The 16241-nt window shown below is 69.0% G+C and carries 19 protein-coding genes; 9 read left to right on the forward strand and 10 right to left on the reverse strand.

Annotated elements, in window-relative coordinates:
- The 3 genes from A5713_RS00265 to A5713_RS00275 form a co-directional block, all read right to left on the reverse strand.
- The coding region (locus tag A5713_RS00265) for an acyl-CoA dehydrogenase family protein (protein WP_068091284.1) at nucleotides 1-905 on the reverse strand (905 nt) is incomplete at its 3' end.
- Between the two features lie 16 nt (nucleotides 906-921).
- Nucleotides 922-1437 (reverse strand): 5-(carboxyamino)imidazole ribonucleotide mutase, encoded by a 516-nt coding sequence (gene purE, locus A5713_RS00270; protein WP_068091290.1) that lies wholly within the window; start codon nucleotides 1435-1437, stop codon nucleotides 922-924.
- Nucleotides 1430-2659, reverse strand: coding sequence for a 5-(carboxyamino)imidazole ribonucleotide synthase (locus A5713_RS00275; protein WP_082972692.1), 1230 nt, complete (start codon nucleotides 2657-2659; stop codon nucleotides 1430-1432). Before A5713_RS00275 ends, purE begins: the two co-directional genes overlap by 8 nt.
- A 97-nt stretch (nucleotides 2660-2756) precedes the next feature.
- Between A5713_RS00275 and A5713_RS00280 the strand changes: the two genes are divergently transcribed.
- Complete coding sequence (locus A5713_RS00280) at nucleotides 2757-3416, forward strand: GtrA family protein (protein WP_067924930.1); 660 nt, start codon at nucleotides 2757-2759, stop codon at nucleotides 3414-3416.
- On the opposite strand, the gene A5713_RS00285 is transcribed toward A5713_RS00280, so the two are convergent.
- Genes A5713_RS00285 through A5713_RS00295 form a run of 3 tightly spaced genes read right to left on the reverse strand, consistent with a single transcriptional unit; the run spans nucleotide 3371 to nucleotide 6319 of the window.
- Nucleotides 3371-3889 carry a PH domain-containing protein gene (locus tag A5713_RS00285; RefSeq protein ID WP_067924928.1) on the reverse strand — a complete coding sequence of 173 codons (519 nt, stop codon included), beginning with the start codon at nucleotides 3887-3889 and terminating at the stop codon, nucleotides 3371-3373. The genes A5713_RS00280 and A5713_RS00285 overlap by 46 nt on opposite strands.
- Nucleotides 3890-3899: 10 nt before the next feature.
- Nucleotides 3900-4712, reverse strand: a complete 813-nt coding sequence (locus tag A5713_RS00290) for a biotin--[acetyl-CoA-carboxylase] ligase (protein WP_067924925.1) — start codon at nucleotides 4710-4712, stop codon at nucleotides 3900-3902.
- 17 nt (nucleotides 4713-4729) lie between these two features.
- Nucleotides 4730-6319, reverse strand: a complete 1590-nt coding sequence (locus tag A5713_RS00295; protein ID WP_068091297.1) for an FAD-binding protein — start codon at nucleotides 6317-6319, stop codon at nucleotides 4730-4732.
- Between the two features lie 35 nt (nucleotides 6320-6354).
- Here A5713_RS00295 and A5713_RS00300 point away from each other — a divergent pair, with 35 nt between their 5' ends.
- The 7 genes from A5713_RS00300 to A5713_RS00330 all read left to right on the forward strand — a co-directional run bounded on the left by A5713_RS00300 (nucleotide 6355) and on the right by A5713_RS00330 (nucleotide 12839).
- Entirely contained in the window at nucleotides 6355-7995 is a 1641-nt protein-coding gene (locus tag A5713_RS00300) for an acyl-CoA carboxylase subunit beta (protein WP_068091300.1), read from the forward strand.
- Nucleotides 7992-8240: an acyl-CoA carboxylase subunit epsilon gene (locus A5713_RS00305; protein WP_068091302.1), complete on the forward strand. Its 249-nt coding sequence runs from the start codon at nucleotides 7992-7994 to the stop codon at nucleotides 8238-8240. The genes A5713_RS00300 and A5713_RS00305 overlap by 4 nt, the downstream gene beginning before the upstream one ends.
- A complete protein-coding gene (locus tag A5713_RS00310) occupies nucleotides 8237-8884 on the forward strand; it encodes a nucleoside triphosphate pyrophosphatase (RefSeq protein ID WP_068091306.1) in 648 nt (215 codons plus the stop codon). Before A5713_RS00305 ends, A5713_RS00310 begins: the two co-directional genes overlap by 4 nt.
- Nucleotides 8885-8984: 100 nt before the next feature.
- Nucleotides 8985-9890 carry a sulfurtransferase gene (locus A5713_RS00315; RefSeq protein ID WP_068091309.1) on the forward strand — a complete coding sequence of 302 codons (906 nt, stop codon included), beginning with the start codon at nucleotides 8985-8987 and terminating at the stop codon, nucleotides 9888-9890.
- On the forward strand, nucleotides 9887-10324 hold the full coding sequence (locus A5713_RS00320; protein ID WP_067918156.1) for a SufE family protein: 438 nt from the start codon (nucleotides 9887-9889) through the stop codon (nucleotides 10322-10324). Before A5713_RS00315 ends, A5713_RS00320 begins: the two co-directional genes overlap by 4 nt.
- 109 nt (nucleotides 10325-10433) lie before the next feature.
- Nucleotides 10434-12227 (forward strand): acetyl/propionyl/methylcrotonyl-CoA carboxylase subunit alpha, encoded by a 1794-nt coding sequence (locus A5713_RS00325; protein ID WP_067918158.1) that lies wholly within the window; start codon nucleotides 10434-10436, stop codon nucleotides 12225-12227.
- Nucleotides 12228-12407: 180 nt separating this feature from the next.
- The gene (locus A5713_RS00330) at nucleotides 12408-12839 is read left to right on the forward strand and encodes an STAS domain-containing protein (RefSeq protein ID WP_067918161.1); all 432 of its coding nucleotides are present in this window, start codon (nucleotides 12408-12410) and stop codon (nucleotides 12837-12839) included.
- On the opposite strand, the gene A5713_RS00335 is transcribed toward A5713_RS00330, so the two are convergent.
- The 4 genes from A5713_RS00335 to A5713_RS00350 all read right to left on the reverse strand — a co-directional run bounded on the left by A5713_RS00335 (nucleotide 12810) and on the right by A5713_RS00350 (nucleotide 15210).
- Complete coding sequence (locus A5713_RS00335; RefSeq protein ID WP_067918163.1) at nucleotides 12810-13598, reverse strand: RNA polymerase sigma factor SigF; 789 nt, start codon at nucleotides 13596-13598, stop codon at nucleotides 12810-12812. The genes A5713_RS00330 and A5713_RS00335 overlap by 30 nt on opposite strands.
- Nucleotides 13595-14032, reverse strand: a complete 438-nt coding sequence (locus A5713_RS00340; protein ID WP_067918165.1) for an ATP-binding protein — start codon at nucleotides 14030-14032, stop codon at nucleotides 13595-13597. Before A5713_RS00340 ends, A5713_RS00335 begins: the two co-directional genes overlap by 4 nt.
- A 386-nt stretch (nucleotides 14033-14418) precedes the next feature.
- Nucleotides 14419-14730: a protein UsfY gene (usfY, locus tag A5713_RS00345; RefSeq protein ID WP_067918167.1), complete on the reverse strand. Its 312-nt coding sequence runs from the start codon at nucleotides 14728-14730 to the stop codon at nucleotides 14419-14421.
- A 96-nt stretch (nucleotides 14731-14826) separates the two neighbouring features.
- The gene (locus A5713_RS00350) at nucleotides 14827-15210 is read right to left on the reverse strand and encodes a hypothetical protein (RefSeq protein WP_067918169.1); all 384 of its coding nucleotides are present in this window, start codon (nucleotides 15208-15210) and stop codon (nucleotides 14827-14829) included.
- Between the two features lie 351 nt (nucleotides 15211-15561).
- Here A5713_RS00350 and A5713_RS00355 point away from each other — a divergent pair, with 351 nt between their 5' ends.
- A complete protein-coding gene (locus tag A5713_RS00355) occupies nucleotides 15562-16233 on the forward strand; it encodes a TetR/AcrR family transcriptional regulator (RefSeq protein WP_067918174.1) in 672 nt (223 codons plus the stop codon).
- The last annotated feature ends 8 nt before the right edge of the window (nucleotides 16234-16241 follow it).

Raw genomic sequence — 16241 nt, forward strand, 5'->3', positions numbered from 1 at the left:
TCCAGCTTCATCGCCATGTCGGCCAGCATGAACTGCACGCCCTGGTTATCACTGATCGGGCGGCCGAACTGCTTGCGGTCCTTGGTGTAGGCGATCGCGGCGTCCAACGCACCCTGAGCGATGCCGACCGCCTGGGCACCGATCGTGGGCCGGGTGTGATCCAGCGTCGCCAACGCGGTCTTGAAACCCGTACCCGGCTCACCGATGATCCGATCCCCCGGGATGCGACAGTTCTCGAAGTACAACTCGGTGGTCGGTGACCCCTTGATGCCCAGCTTCCTCTCCTTGGGTCCCACCGTGAAGCCCTCGTCGTCGGCGTGCACCATGAACGACGAGATGCCGCCTGAGCCCTTGTCCGGGTCGGTCACCGCCATCACCGTGTACCAACTCGACTTGCCGCCGTTGGTGATCCAGCACTTCGCGCCGTTGAGGATCCAGCCGTCCCCATCGGCCCTGGCCCGGGTGCGCATCGAGGCCGCATCACTGCCGGCCTCGCGCTCCGAGAGCGCATAAGACGCCATCGCCGAACCGTCGGCGATCTGCGGCAACACCTGCTTCTTCAGCTCGTCCGACCCCCGCAGGATCAGCCCCATGGTGCCCAACTTGTTCACCGCGGGGATCAGCGACGCCGACGCATCCACGCGCGCCACCTCCTCGATCACGATGCACGCCGCCACCGAATCCGCACCCTGGCCGCCGTACTCCTCAGGCACATGCACCGCGTTGAAACCCGACGCGGTCAACGCCTGAAGCGCCTCATCGGGAAACCGCGAATGCTCATCCACCTCGGCCGCGTGCGGGGCGATCTCCTTCTCCGCCAACGCGCGGATCGCGGCCCGCAATTCCTGGTGTTCCTCGGGCAACTGGAACAGATCGAACGTGGGGTCTCCGGCCCAACCAGCCATCACGAGCCTCCTCTAGCTACTCGCCGGTAACTTTACCCTGACGCTGCTGCAGCGCTTCATCCTTGGCCCGCACGCTCTCGGCCAACTGGTCGGAGAACTCGACGATCCGCGCGCGCAGCGCCGGGTCCGACGAGCCGAGCATGCGCACCGCGAGCAGTCCCGCGTTGCGGGCGCCCCCGATCGACACCGTGGCGACCGGGACGCCCGCCGGCATCTGCACGATGGACAGCAACGAATCCAGGCCGTCCAGCCGCGCCAACGGCACCGGCACCCCGATCACCGGCAGCGGCGTCGCCGAGGCCACCATCCCGGGCAGGTGGGCGGCCCCGCCGGCGCCGGCGATGATCACCTCGATGCCGCGGTCGGCCGCCCCGCGCGCGTAGTCGAACATCACCTGGGGCGTGCGATGCGCCGAGACCACCCGGACCTCGGCCGGAATGTCGAACTCGGCCAGCGCGGCCGCGGCGTCGGCCATCACCGACCAGTCGCTGTCGCTGCCCATGATCACCCCGACCCTGGGGTTTCTAGTCATGTGGGTCCCATCCGTCCGTCCACTGCGCGTGTGACAACCAGTGTGCCGCCCGCTCGGCGCGTTCCCGCAGCGCGGCCACCTCGGCCATGTCGGCCCCGAGGAAGTTGACGTGGCCGACCTTGCGGCCGGGCCGTTCCTCCTTGCCGTAGAGGTGCACGCGGGCGTCGGGCATCCGCGCGAACAGGTGGTGCAGCCGCTCGTCGACCGTCATGGCGGGCCGCTGCGGCGCGCCGAGCACGTTGGCCATCACCGTCACCGGCGCCACGGCGTCGGTGTCGCCCAGCGGATAGTCCAGCACGGCCCGGACGTGCTGCTCGAACTGACCGGTCCGCGCGCCGTCCATGGTCCAGTGCCCGGAGTTGTGCGGCCGCATCGCGAGCTCGTTGACCAGCAGCTCCCCGTCGACCGTCTCGAACAGCTCGACGGCGAACACCCCGACGACGCCGAGCTCGGCGGCCAGCCGCAACGCCAGCTGCTGGGCGGCGGCGGCCACGTCGCCGCGCAGCTCGGGCGCGGGGGCGATCACCTGGACGCAGATGCCGTCGCGTTGCACGGTCTCCACCACGGGCCACGCCGCGCCCTGGCCGAACGGGGAGCGCGCGACGAGCGCCGACAGTTCGCGGCGCAGGTTCACCTGTTCCTCGGCCATCACCGGCACCCCATCGGCCAGGAAGGCGGTCGCGATTTCGCGGGCATGCGAGGGGTCGCGGGCCATCCGCACCCCTCGCCCGTCGTAACCCCCGCGGACCGCTTTGACGACCACGGGGCCGGCAATCCGCCGCGCGAAGGCGTCGAGTTCGTCGATGGTTGCGATCTCGGCATAGCGGGGCACCGGGACACCCAGGGCCTCCAGCCGCCGGCGCATCACCAGCTTGTCCTGGGCGTGGACCAGCGCCTGCGGCGGCGGCGCCACGTTGACGCCCTCGGCGACCAGCTTCTCCAGCAGTTCGGCCGGCACGTGCTCGTGGTCGAACGTCAGCACGTGGGCCCCGGCCGCCACCCGGCGCAGGTCCTCCAGATCGGTGTGCGAGCCGATCACGACGTCCGGGGTGACCTGCGCGGCCGGCTCGTCGGCGGCGGTGGCCAGCACCCGCAGCGTCTGCCCCAGGGCGATCGCGGCCTGGTGGGTCATCCGGGCCAGTTGACCGCCGCCGACCATGGCGACCAACGGCGAGACTGCGGGGACGGCTCCGGGCGGGTGTGTACTCGGCACGGCCATCATGGTGTCACGGCGCCGGCGGCGTGTTGACCGGCGGTGACGCCGAAATGTTATGTACGATTTTGCGTCGATTTTGTGTGCGTCCGTAGACTGACGACTTGTGCCCTTCGCCGAAGCCGCAATCGAGCGTCTGCCCGGATTTATTCAGCCCTATTTGCTGCGCCACCACGAACTGATCAAATTCGCCATCGTCGGCGGAACGACCTTCGTGATCGACTCGGCGATTTTCTATACCCTCAAGCTGACAATTCTGGACTACAAGCCGGTCACCGCGAAGGTCATCGCCGGCATCGTTGCGGTCATCGCGTCCTACGTGTTGAACCGCGAATGGAGCTTCCGCGATCGCGGCGGCCGCGAACGTCACCACGAGGCGCTGCTGTTCTTCGCGTTCAGCGGCGTGGGCGTGCTGCTGTCCATGGCGCCGCTGTGGTTCTCCAGCTACATCCTGCAGCTGCGGGAGCCGATGGTGTCGCTGACCGTGGAGAACATTGCCGACTTCATCTCCGCCTACATCATCGGCAACCTGCTGCAGATGGCGTTCCGCTTCTGGGCGTTCCGGCGCTGGGTGTTCCCCGACGAGTACGCGCGCAACCCCGACAAGGCGCTGGAGTCCGCGCTGACCGCCGGCGGCATCGCCGAGATGCTCGAGGACGAGATCGAGGGCGGGAACGTCACGCTGCTGCGGGCCTGGCGCAACCGGGCCAGCCGGCTGACTCAGCCGGGCGACTCCTCCGAACCGAGGGTGTCGAAAACCTCGTGATACAGCAGCGCGTGCACCTCGCGCAGCCGCGGAATGTCGTAGAACTCCAACGGATCTTGTGACGCCGATTCGATAATCAGCGTCCCGGTCCGAAACATCCGCTCGGTAATGCGGTCACGGAATTCCACGCTGTTGATCCGCGCCAGCGGGATATCGATCCCGGTGCGGGTCAGCACCCCGTGCCGAAACATCACCCGTCGATTCGTGACCACGAAATGGGTGGTCAGCCAGCTCAGGAACGGCCACAGCGTCAGCCAGCCGACGATCACCAGCCAGATGCCCCAGATGACGGCGTAGATGACGTTCTTGGCCGGCTGGCCCCAATGCGTCGAGTTCAGGTAGCCGGACCCGAACGACGCCAGCGCGGTCGCCAGCAGGAGGGCCAGGACGGGCCAGATCAGCCGCTTCCAGTGCGGGTGGCGATGGATGATCACCTGTTCGCCGGCGGCCAGGACGTTATCCGGGTAGCTCACCTGGCGAAAGTTACCGCAAATGCACCACGTCACCCGCCGAAACGACGACGGTCTGTCCCCCGGTCTCGATGCACAGCCTGCCCTGGTCGTCGACGGCGCTCGCCATCCCGACGATTTCCTTGCCGCCGGGCACCTGCGCGCGCACGCGGTTGCCGATGGTCAGGCTGCGCGCCCGGTAGTCGGCCGCCAGCGCCCAGTCCGCCCCGCGCGCGGCGCGCCAGGCGACGATCCGCCGTCCGAGCTCTCTCAGCAGCCCGCACACCAGCCGGGTGCGGTCGGGCGCCGGCACGCCCAGGTCGAGCAGCGAGGTGGCCCCGTCGACGCCGCCCGGAGCCTCGAAGACGTTGAGCCCCAGGCCGATCACCACCACCGGCTTCGCCACCTCGGCCAGGATGCCGGCCAGCTTGCCCGGCGCATCGGGGGGTCCGGCCAGGACGTCGTTGGGCCACTTGAGCCCCACCCGAACCCCGTCGAGCAGCGGGGCGAGCGTGTCGACCACCGCCACCCCGGTGGCCAGGGGCAGCCAGCCCCACCCGGCGGTCGGCACGTCGACGATGCTGACGCCCACCGACATCGTGATCTGCGTCCGCGGGGTGGCCGACCAGCCGCGGCCGTGCCGCCCGCGGCCGGCGGTCTGGTGCTCGGCGATCAGCACGGCGCCCGCCACATCGGTCCCCGACGTCGCCTGCGCGAGCAGGTCGGCGTTGGTGGAGCCGGTCTGCTCGACGACGTCGAGCCGGCGCCAGCCGAGCCCGGTGCCGATCAGCTCGGCTCGTAATGCGGTCTCGTCCAACGGTGCTGGGAGCTGGTCTCGGTCTGTCACTGGACCCAGCCTAGAACTCAGCGGCCCCGGCGGCTCGTGGCGTCGAGCATGTCCAGGACGGCCAGGTGACTGAACAGCATGCTGGTTCCGATCGGGTTGCCGCCGCCGGGATAGGCGGTGCCGCTGGGCGCGGCCATCGTGTTGCCGGCGGCGTACAAACCGGGGATGGGGTTGCCGGACGTGTCGAGCACCCGGGCGGCGGTGTCGGTGCGCAGGCCGCCCTTGGTGCCCAGGTCCGAAATGCCGAAAGCCGCGGCGTGATACGGCGGGCGATCGATGGGCACCAGGGGCGAGGCGCCCCCCGAGAACGCGCGGTCGAAAGCCTCGTCGCCCCTGCCGAAGTCCTCGTCGACGCCGGACGCGGCGAAGCCGTTGAACCGGGCCACCGTTACCGCCAGCTGCCGACCGGGGACACCGATCTTGTCGGCCAGCTCGTCCAGGGTGTCCGCGGAGTGCCACAGGCCGGCCGCGACGTAGCGCTCCGTCTCGACGATGGAGACGTTGGCCGCCTTCACCGGCGGCACCTCGCCCTCCCTATCGTCGTAGATCATCCAGTACGGCAACGTGATTGACCCGTCCCGCAGTTGCTCGATGATCTCGCGGCCGGCCCGGTCGTAGGCCCGGGACTCGTTGACGAACCGGTTGCCGTCCTGGTTGACGAAGATGCCGCCGGTGAACCACAGCGCGAATGCCGAGCGGCCGTCGGGATGCGTCATGCCGGGCGACCACCACGCCTGGTCCAGCAGGTCGGTGTCGGCGCCCGCGGCGACGCCGGCCTGCAGCGCCAGGCCGCGACTTCCCGGGCCGCCCATGGTGTCTCGTGCGTCGCCCGGCACCCCGTATCTGCGCCGCAACTCCTCGTTGTTCTCGAAACCGCCGGCGGCCAGCAGCACCCCGAGCCGGCTCCGGATCGCGCGGCGCTCACCGTGACTCTCGACGATCGCGCCCGTCACCCGCCCTTCTGGCCCGTCGGACATCACCAACTCGACCAGGGCGGTGTCGCGCTGCAGCGACGCCGTGGGGTACTGCGCAATCGCCTTGAGGAACCGCGCGATCAGCGCGCGTCCCCCGAGGTAGTAGTCGGAGGGCGGTGCCGCGCCGAGCCGGTCGGTGTCCAGCGGCCCGCGGATCGCCTCGCGCAGTTCGGGGGCGGCGGCCACCTTCCAGGGCTTCGCGGCGATGTGGCGCTGGCCGTCCAGCCGCGCCTTCGGCGCCTTGCCGTAGTAGTCCGGCCAGGGCAACGGCACGAACTTCAGCAGGGGGTCGGCCTCCAGGTACTCGATCAGCCCGGCGCCGCCGCGGACGTAGGTGTCCTGCAGTTCGCGGGGGGTGCGGTCACCGACCACGGCGTGGTAATAGGTGAGCGCGTCCTCGATGGTGTCGTCAACACCGGCCCGCACGAGCACCGGGTTGCACGGGAACCAGACGCCGCCCCCACCCGAGTAGGCGGTGGTCCCGCCGAATTTCGACGTCGCCTCCACCAGCAACACGTCCAGGCCCTCGCGCGCCGCGGTGTAGGCACCGGTGACCCCGCCACCGCCCGATCCCGCGACCAGCACATCGCATTCGGCCGCCCAGTCCGCAGTTCCCACCGGGCGGGCGTCCATCAGCGGAGACTACCGCGCCGCTAAGCTCGACTCCCATGACAAGCGTTACCGACCACACCGCGGAGCCCGCAGCCGAGCACACCATCGACATCCACACCACGGCAGGCAAGCTCGCCGAGCTGCACAAGCGCCGGGAAGAGTCGCTGCACCCGGTGGGCGAAGAGGCCGTCGACAAGGTGCACGCCAAGGGCAAGCTGACCGCCCGCGAGCGCATCCTGGCGCTGCTTGACGAGGACTCGTTCGTCGAGCTCGACGCGCTGGCGCGGCACCGCAGCAAGAACTTCGGCATGGAGAACAACCGCCCGCTCGGCGACGGTGTGATCACCGGTTACGGCACCATCGACGGCCGCGACGTGTGCATCTTCAGCCAGGACGCCACGGTGTTCGGCGGCAGCCTCGGCGAGGTCTACGGCGAAAAGATCGTCAAGGTGCAGGAGCTGGCGCTCAAGACCGGCCGCCCGCTGATCGGCATCAACGACGGCGCCGGGGCGCGGATCCAGGAGGGCGTCGTCTCGCTCGGCCTGTACAGCAAGATCTTCCGCAACAACATCCTGGCCTCCGGCGTGATCCCGCAGATCTCGCTGATCATGGGCGCCGCGGCCGGTGGGCACGTCTACTCCCCCGCCCTGACCGACTTCGTGGTGATGGTCGACCAGACCAGCCAGATGTTCATCACCGGGCCCGACGTCATCAAGACCGTCACCGGTGAGGACGTCACGATGGAGGAGCTCGGCGGCGCGCACACCCACATGGCCAAGTCGGGCACCCTGCACTACGTCGCCTCCGGCGAGCAGGACGCCTTCGACTGGGTGCGCGACCTGCTGAGCTACCTGCCGCCCAACAACGCCACCGACGCGCCGCGCTACGCCGAGCCCGTCCCCGAGGGCGCGATCGAGGACAACCTCACCGAGGAGGACCTCGAGCTGGACACGCTGATCCCGGACTCGGCCAACCAGCCCTACGACATGCACGAGGTGATCACCCGCATCCTCGACGACGACGAGTTCCTGGAAATCCAGAACGGCTACGCCACCAACATCATCGTCGGGTTCGGCCGCATCGAGGGCCGGCCGGTGGGCATCGTGGCCAACCAGCCCACCCAGTTCGCCGGCTGCCTGGACATCAACGCCTCGGAGAAGGCGGCGCGGTTCGTGCGGACCTGCGACTGCTTCAACATCCCGATCATCATGCTGGTGGACGTCCCGGGCTTCCTGCCGGGCACGGGCCAGGAATACAACGGCATCATCCGGCGCGGCGCCAAGCTGCTGTTCGCCTACGGCGAGGCCACGGTTCCGAAGATCACCGTCATCACCCGCAAGGCCTACGGCGGCGCGTACTGCGTCATGGGCTCCAAGGACATGGGCTGCGACGTCAACATCGCCTGGCCGACCGCGCAGATCGCGGTGATGGGCGCCTCCGGGGCCGTCGGCTTCGTCTACCGCAAGCAGCTGGCCGAGGCGGCCAAGGAGGGCAAGGACGTCGACGCGCTGCGGCTCGAGCTGCAGCAGGAGTACGAGGACACGCTGGTCAACCCGTACGTCGCCGCCGAGCGGGGCTACGTCGACGCGGTGATCCCGCCCTCGCACACCCGCGGCTACATCGGCACCGCGCTGCGGCTGCTGGAACGCAAGATCTCACACCTGCCCCCCAAGAAGCACGGGAACATCCCGCTGTGAGCGAGGAAGCCGTGAGCGACGAGGCCGCACAGCCGCACGAGCCGCACATCCACATCGTCAAGGGACACCCCACCGACGAGGAGCTGGCCGCGCTGGTCACCGCGCTCGGCCTGGTGGGCGGCGGTGCCCCCGCGCCCACCGAGCCCGAGCCCACCCGCTGGGGGCTGCCGGTGGACCGGCTGCGGTTTGCGATGTCGAACTACCAGCGGCTCACCATGCAGCAGATGACGCACATGAAGCGTTGACCCGCCTGGTCCTCGGGTCGGCCTCGCCGGGCCGCCTGAAGGTGCTGCGGCAGGCCGGCGTCGATCCGCTGGTCGTGGTTTCCGGGGTGGACGAGGACGCCCTCATCGCCGGGCTGGGGCCCGGCGCCGCGCCGGCCGAGGTGGTGTGCGCGCTGGCGGCCGCCAAGGCCGAACGCGTGGCGGGCGAGCTGGACGGGGCCGTCGCGGCGGATTGCGTTGTCCTGGGCTGTGATTCGATGCTGCACCTGGACGGTGAGCTGTGCGGCAAGCCCGGCTCGGCCGACGCCGCGATGGCCCAGTGGCGCGGCATGGCCGGCCGGTCCGGCCGGCTGCACACCGGGCACTGCCTGCTGCGGCTGAGCGACGGGGCCGTCATCGGCCGCGAAGCGCAATCAGCCTGCACCACAGTGCGTTTCGCCGATCTCTCCGACGCGGACCTGCGGGCCTACGTCGCCAGCGGCGAACCGCTGAGCGTCGCCGGCGGGTTCACGCTCGACGGGCTGGGCGGCTGGTTCGTCGACGGGATCGACGGCGACCCGTCGAACGTGATCGGCGTGAGCCTGCCGCTGCTGCGGTCGATGTTGCAGCGGGCGGGGCTCTCGGTGAGCGCGCTGTGGGCACCACCAACTGATCTCGAGACTTGAATCATGGCGACCCGCCGCGGCGTGTCGTCGCCATGACTTAAGTGTCGCGGTAGGCAGCGGCCGTGAGTGGCCTCACACCCCTGGCGGTAGGCTCGGTTGCGTGGCATTACCCCCCGATCCGAGCCCGACGCTGAGCGACTACGCACACCCCGAACGGCTGGTCACGGCCGACTGGGTCTCCGCCCACCTGGGCGCCCCCGGCCTGGTGATCGTCGAATCCGACGAGGACGTCTTGCTCTACGACGTCGGCCATGTCCCGGGCGCCGTCAAGATCGACTGGCACACCGACCTCAACGACCCCAGGGTCCGCGACTACATCAACGGCGAGCAGTTCGCGGAGTTGATGGACCGCAAGGGCATCTCGCGCGACGACACCGTGGTGATCTACGGCGACAAGAGCAACTGGTGGGCCGCCTACGCGCTGTGGGTGTTCACGTTGTTCGGCCACCCGGACGTGCGCCTGCTCAACGGCGGTCGCGACCTGTGGCTCCGGGAAGGCCGGGACGTGACGCTGGACGTGCCGACCAAAACCTCCACCGGCTACCCCGTCGTCGCCCGCAACGACGAACCCATCCGGGCCTTCAAGGACGACGTGCTGGCCATCCTGGGCACCCAACCGCTGATCGACGTGCGCTCGCCCGACGAGTACACCGGCAAGCGCACCCACATGCCCGACTACCCCGAGGAAGGCGTGCTGCGCGGCGGTCACATCCCCACGGCCCGGTCCATCCCGTGGGCCAAGGCCGTCGACGAGAGCGGGCGATTCCGCAGCCGCGAGGAGCTCGAGGAGCTCTACGACTTCATCACCCCCGACGACAAGACCGTCGTGTACTGCCGCATCGGTGAGCGGTCCAGCCACACCTGGTTCGTGCTCACCTACCTGCTGGGCAAGCCCGGGGTGCGCAACTACGACGGATCGTGGACGGAGTGGGGCAACACCGTGCGCACGCCGATCGTCGGGGGCGAAGAGCCGGGACAGGCGCCGGGGGATGTTCCCGCCCGATGACCCTGCCCGCCCCGCTGGCTGAGGTGGTGTCCGACTTCGCCGAGGTCGAGGGCCAGGACAAGCTGGCGCTGCTGCTGGAATTCGCGAACGAACTGCCCGCCCTGCCCGCCGAATTGGAGGAGCGGGCCATGGAGCCGGTGCCCGAGTGCCAGACGCCGCTGTTCCTCCACGTCGACGCCAGCGACCCGAACCGGGTGCGGTTGCATTTCAGCGCGCCCGCCGAGGCGCCGACCACCCGAGGGTTCGCCGCGATCCTGGCCGCCGGTCTCGACGAGCAGCCCGCGGCCGACATTCTGGCGGTCCCCGAGGACTTCTACACCGACCTCGGGTTGGCCGCTCTGATCAGCCCGTTGCGGTTGCGCGGCATGTCGGCGATGCTCGCCCGCATCAAGCGGCGGCTGCGCGAGTCCGGTCAAAATACCGGCACCGCCTGATCGGCCTGACGGCGCGGCGCTTAGACTTCCCGGGAGTTGTAAGAAACTCTCTTAAAGAAGCCCACGGCGGAAAACACGTCCGCTTGAGATATGCCAAACAGGAGGCGCAGTGGCTAGTCACGCCAGCTCGAGGATCTCCAAAGTGCTTGTCGCCAACCGCGGCGAGATCGCTGTCCGGGTGATCCGGGCGGCCCGCGACGCGGGCCTGTCCAGCGTGGCGGTGTACGCCGAGCCCGACGCCGACGCGCCGCACGTGCGCCTCGCCGACGAGGCGTTCGCCCTGGGCGGCCAGACCTCCGCGGAGTCCTACCTCGACTTCGGCAAGCTGCTCGACGCGGCGGCCAAGTCGGGCGCCAACGCCGTGCACCCCGGCTACGGCTTCCTCTCGGAGAACGCCGATTTCGCGCAGGCGGTCATCGACGCCGGGCTGATCTGGATCGGTCCCAGCCCGCAGTCGATCCGCGACCTCGGTGACAAGGTCACCGCCCGCCACATCGCCGCCCGCGCCCAGGCTCCCCTGGTGCCCGGCACCCCCGACCCCGTCAAGGACGCCGACGAGGTGGTCGCCTTCGCCGAGGAGTACGGCGTGCCGATCGCCATCAAGGCGGCCTTCGGCGGCGGCGGCCGCGGCATGAAGGTCGCGCGCACCATCGAAGAGATCCCGCACCTGTACGAGTCGGCGGTCCGCGAAGCCGTCGCCGCCTTCGGCCGCGGCGAGTGCTTCGTGGAGCGTTACCTGGACAAGCCGCGCCACGTCGAGGCGCAGGTGATCGCCGACCAGCACGGCAACGTCATCGTGGCCGGCACCCGTGACTGCTCGCTGCAGCGCCGCTTCCAGAAGCTGGTCGAGGAGGCGCCCGCGCCGTTCCTCACCGACGCACAGCGCAAGGAGATCCACGAGTCGGCCAAGCGCATCTGCAAGGAGGCGCACTACTACGGCGCCGGGACGGTCGAGTACCTGGTCGGCCAGGACGGCTTGATCTCGTTCCTGGAGGTCAACACCCGCCTGCAGGTCGAGCACCCGGTCACCGAGGAGACCGCAGGCATCGACCTGGTGTTGCAGCAGTTCAAGATCGCCAACGGGGAAAAGCTGGACCTCACCGAGGACCCCACGCCGCGCGGTCACGCCATCGAGTTCCGGATCAACGGAGAGGACGCCGGCCGCGGCTTCCTGCCCGCGCCCGGCCCGGTCACCCGCTACGACACCCCCAGCGGGCCCGGCGTACGGCTGGACTCCGGCGTCGAGGCCGGCTCGGTGATCGGCGGCCAGTTCGACTCGATGCTGGCCAAGCTCATCGTCCACGGCGCCACCCGCGAAGAGGCCCTGGCCCGCGCGCGGCGCGCCCTTTCTGAATTCCACGTCGAAGGGCTGGCCACCGTCATCCCGTTCCACCGCGCCGTGGTGTCCGACCCCGCCTTCATCGGCGACGGCGAGAGGTTCTCGGTGCACACGCGCTGGATCGAGACCGAGTGGAACAACACGATCGAGCCCTTCACCGGTGGCGAGCCCCTGGACGAGGAGGACGCCCGGCCGCGTCAGAAGGTGGTTGTGGAGGTCGGCGGCCGCCGCCTGGAGGTCTCACTGCCCGGTGACCTGGCGCTGGCTAATGGTTCCGCCGACCCGGCCGGTGTCGTCCGCAAGAAGCCCAAGCCGCGCAAGCGTGGGGCGCACGGCGGCGCCGCCGCCTCCGGTGACGCGGTGACCGCGCCCATGCAGGGCACCGTGGTCAAGGTCGCGGTCGAGGAGGGGCAGGAAGTCGTCGTCGGCGAGCTGGTGGTGGTCCTGGAGGCGATGAAGATGGAGAACCCGGTCACCGCGCACAAGGACGGCGTGATCACCGGACTCGCGGTCGAGGCCGGCGTCGCCATCACCCAGGGCACGGTGCTCGCCGAGATCAAATAGGGCCGCCGGACCCTATTCGTGGGAAACAGTTGTCGACCCGGTCCGGCCCGGGTAGCGTTCGGGGCAGGTTGAGTTCACAGCCGTGCGGATCAGGTCAACGGGGCGCGGGGAAGATGAACTCTCTGCACTTTTCGCTTCAGCCGACGCTTGACGCGGTCCGCAGCACATCCTCCTCTATGGATGGAGTCAGTAATGTCTGTGGCCCAATCTTGGCAACACAGCCGCGCGGCGCAGTTCACCGCGCGCTGGGACCCGTCGGGGACCCTGATCACGGTCGACGGTGAGCTCGACGCCGCCAACGCCGACCAACTTGCGGCTTACGTCCGCCAGAGCACGGGCCGTTCACGGCGCGTGATCCTGGACCTTCGCGGATTGAAATTCATTGGCACGGCAGGCTTTTCGGCCTTGCACCGGATCAACGTCGTGTGCTCGGGCGCCCAGGTGGACTGGGCCATGGCGCCGAGCCAGGCGGTGTCCCGGCTGCTGCGCATCTGCGACCCCGACGGCACCCTGCCCGTGACGACGCCCATGGCCGAGCCGCTTCTCGAACCGCTGCGGGCGGAAGGCGAAGAGCCCCTGTCCCTACTGCAATTGGTCGCGCAGCCGCGTTAGCGACTTCGCCAGCAGCCGGGAGACGTGCATCTGGGAGATGCCGACCCGTTCGGCGATCTGGGTCTGCGTCATCGACTCGAAGAACCTGAGCACCAACACCGTTCGTTCCCGTTCCGGTAGCGCCTCGAGCAGCGGACGCAGCGACTCCTGGTCCTCGATGCGGTCCAGGCCGGTGTCCACGTCGCCCAGGGTGTCGGCGATGGCGCGGGCTTCGTCCTCGTCGCTGCCACCCCCGCTGTCGATGGACAGGGTGTTGTAGGAGCTGCCCGCCACCAGGCCCTCGACGACCTCCTCGCGGTCCATGCCGAGTTCGGCGGCGAGCTCGGTTGCCGTGGGCGCCCGGCCGAGCCGCTGCGACAGATCGGCGGTGGCGGTGCCGAGGCGCAGGTGCAATTCCTTCAGGCGCCGCGGCACCTTGACCGACCAGCTGTTGTCGCGGAAGTGCCGGCGAACCTCGCCCATGATCGTGGGCACCGCGAATGACACGAAGTCGGAGCCGGTCTCCACGTCGAACCGGACCACCGCGTTGACCAGTCCCACCCGCGCCACCTGGACGAGGTCGTCGCGCGGTTCGCCGCGTCCCTCGAACCGGCGGGCGATGTGGTCGGCCAAAGGCAGGCAACGCTCGACGATCTTGTCCCGTTGACGCTGGAACTCCATCGAGTCGGCGGGCACGGTCGCCAACTCGCGGAACATGTCCGGGACATCGGCGTACTCGTTCGGGCGCGAGACCGAACCGCCGGCAGCTGGTGGTGTCACCTGCTGGAGGCCGCCCGTCGCGCCGTCAGCGTGATACCGAAGACACTGCCGGTTTGGTTGGGTTCACGACCATCATGGAAGGTCTGGACGTCGTCGGCCAGCGACGTCAGCACGTGCCAGCTGAAGCTGCCGGGCGCCACCACGTCATGGGTGTCGCACGCCGCGGACGCCTCCACCACCAGTTGGTCGTCCTGCGGGTCCACCACCACGACCAGGACGGCGTCGGGGGTGGCGCAGCGGATCAACCGGGTGCACACTTCGTCGACCGCGAGCCGCAGATCCGCGACGGCGTCGAAGTCCAGGTCCTCGAAGGTGCCGATCGCACCGACCAGCGTCCGCAGCATCGCAAGGTTTTCCAGGCGTGCCGCGACGTGCAGTTCGACGGCGCGGTGGCCGCGCTGACGTTTGGTGGTGCGCAATCCCGCATCGTTCATCTGGTCTCCCGGCAACGTTTGACTGACATTACTACCGCCCCGCAGACCGCCGTGGACCGTACGTTCGAGCCGATTAGTCACGTTTGCCGCCGGGTATTCGGCGCGATATGGAAGGGCCGGGGGTCACCGAAGCGGTTCGGGCGCGACGGCTCAAACGCATGGCGGTAGCAGCCGGGATCGCGCTGGCCGTATTGGTGGTTCTGGCGGTAAGCATCTATGTCGGTGTCTTTGTGATCCTGTCCCCCATGGGGTGACCACGCAGACGCAACCCTTCCGGCACTCATCATGGTGCACACCTGATACCCACTCGACGGTGCCGGTAACCCCCCGGACCGGCTTCCCCGAAAAATGGCTCGCCACTCACCCGGAGCGCGGTGCGCGTGCCGCTAGCTGGCGGGCCGCTGCCGGTGCGCCTCGGGGTGTTCGGCATACCAGCGATCCGCGAGCCGGCGGATTCGCCAGTGTTCTATCGCCACCCACACCAGTCCCAGGACGGCGGCGATGACGGCGAGCACGCCGGCGGTCACGCCCTCGTGATGGTGTCCGGTGCCGAAGGCCGCGAGGCTTCCGCTTGCCCCGACCACGCCCCCCATCACCAGCAGGTAACCGGGCCAGTGCAACACGTCGATCAATGATTCCCCGGCAAGCGGCCGCGTGGTCCTCAGATGGTCGACGGGGTCATGAAAGGTGTCTCCCATGGCTGCTCCTAGTGGAAATTCGTGACTTGTGCGCAGCTCAATACGGGTTGCACCTTCAACGGTAGATCTCCCGGAAGGCTTTTGGCGAGACCCTCCTCAGAGGGCCAGCGCCTGACCGGCGATCGGAGCCACGCCGAGGGCGACCATCAGCACCATCAGCGTGAACAAGAACCAGCCCGCGCCGTGCCATCCCCACCAGGTGCCCTGCGCCTTCCACACTTGGTACGTGCGCAGGAACGCCCACAGCCCGGCCGCCAGCAGGATCAGCGGTCCACCCAGCGCCAGCAAAGTCCGCTGCGGAGTGCCGCAGGCCACCGTGTCCACGGCGTTGCCCGGGCAGGTGCTCACCCACAGCGCGGCCAAGACCAGGAAGCCGACCGCCGCGGCCGCGGCCAGCACCGCGAACCGGATGGCGGCGCGGACCTCGCCGTCTTCCTGTCCCAAGCGATCACCACCCGACCGCTCATCCGCTTTGTGCATCCGTACCCCTCAGGTCCCCCACGTCGTTGTACCCAGCGTCACTGCTGTGTTCATCGTTTGCTGTGTCGCAATAGTTACCGCGCGACGACGAATGGTCCGACGAAGTCCGGGGCCCGATCGCGCTGGCACCAGCGGTATGCGCATGGGGACAAATACCCATCGGAGAAAGGGGTAAAACGACCGGATCCCGGCCGGCGGCGGGCGAAGGTCCGAACCCGCGGGAGGCGCTGACCCGCGGCGCCGCTGACAACACCGTCAATTACAACCATGAATCACCGCTGGCCCGGGGCGTGGAGCCCGGATAGACACAAACTAATTGGTGTCTCAGCACTGATGAGTACTATCTCTCACATGCCGACAGCCCGAAGGCGGTTATCCCCCGAGGATCGACGCGCTGAGCTGCTCGCTCTGGGGGCAGAAGTCTTCGGAAAGCGACCCTACGACGAGGTGCGGATCGACGAGATCGCCGAGCGCGCCGGAGTGTCCCGGGCGCTGATGTATCACTACTTCCCCGACAAGCGTGCCTTCTTCGCCGCGGTGGTCAAGGACGAGGCCGACCGGCTGTACGAGACCACCAACATGGACGACGCCACCGGCCTGACCATGTACGAAGAGGTGCGCGTGGGGGTCATGGCCTACATGGCCTACCACGAGCAGAACCCGGAGGCCGCGTGGGCCGCCTACGTCGGCCTGGGCCGGTCCGACCCGGTCCTGCTGGGCGTCGACGACGAAGCCAAGAACCGCCAGCTCGAACACATCATGAGCCGCATCCACGACCTCGTGGCCAAGATCTCGGGCGCCAAGCTGGAGGCGGACGTCGAGCGCGACCTGCGGGTGATCTGCCACGGCTGGCTGGCGTTCACCTTCGAGGTGTGCCGCCAGCGCATCATCGATCCGACGATCAACGCCGACCGCCTCGCCGACGCCTGCGCGCACTCGCTGTTCGACGCCATCGGCCGGGTGCCCGAGATTCCCGACGAGCTGTCCCACGCGATGGCCACGGCTCGAATCGAACCGCGCTAGCCCGCACG

The sequence above is a fragment of the Mycobacterium sp. E2497 genome (assembly GCF_001668695.1).
In the GTDB taxonomy this organism is placed as follows: Bacteria; Actinomycetota; Actinomycetes; order Mycobacteriales; family Mycobacteriaceae; genus Mycobacterium.

Coding starts and splice junctions, on each gene's coding strand:
- purE (WP_068091290.1), bottom strand. CDS start 1,437: ATGACTAGAAACCCCAGGGTCGGGGTGATCATGGGCAGCGACAGCGAC.
- A5713_RS00355 (WP_067918174.1), top strand. CDS start 15,562: ATGCCGACAGCCCGAAGGCGGTTATCCCCCGAGGATCGACGCGCTGAG.
- A5713_RS00275 (WP_082972692.1), bottom strand. CDS start 2,659: ATGATGGCCGTGCCGAGTACACACCCGCCCGGAGCCGTCCCCGCAGTC.
- A5713_RS00340 (WP_067918165.1), bottom strand. CDS start 14,032: ATGAACGATGCGGGATTGCGCACCACCAAACGTCAGCGCGGCCACCGC.
- A5713_RS00320 (WP_067918156.1), top strand. CDS start 9,887: ATGACCCTGCCCGCCCCGCTGGCTGAGGTGGTGTCCGACTTCGCCGAG.
- usfY (WP_067918167.1), bottom strand. CDS start 14,730: ATGGGAGACACCTTTCATGACCCCGTCGACCATCTGAGGACCACGCGG.
- A5713_RS00300 (WP_068091300.1), top strand. CDS start 6,355: ATGACAAGCGTTACCGACCACACCGCGGAGCCCGCAGCCGAGCACACC.
- A5713_RS00350 (WP_067918169.1), bottom strand. CDS start 15,210: ATGCACAAAGCGGATGAGCGGTCGGGTGGTGATCGCTTGGGACAGGAA.
- A5713_RS00295 (WP_068091297.1), bottom strand. CDS start 6,319: ATGGACGCCCGCCCGGTGGGAACTGCGGACTGGGCGGCCGAATGCGAT.
- A5713_RS00330 (WP_067918161.1), top strand. CDS start 12,408: ATGGAGTCAGTAATGTCTGTGGCCCAATCTTGGCAACACAGCCGCGCG.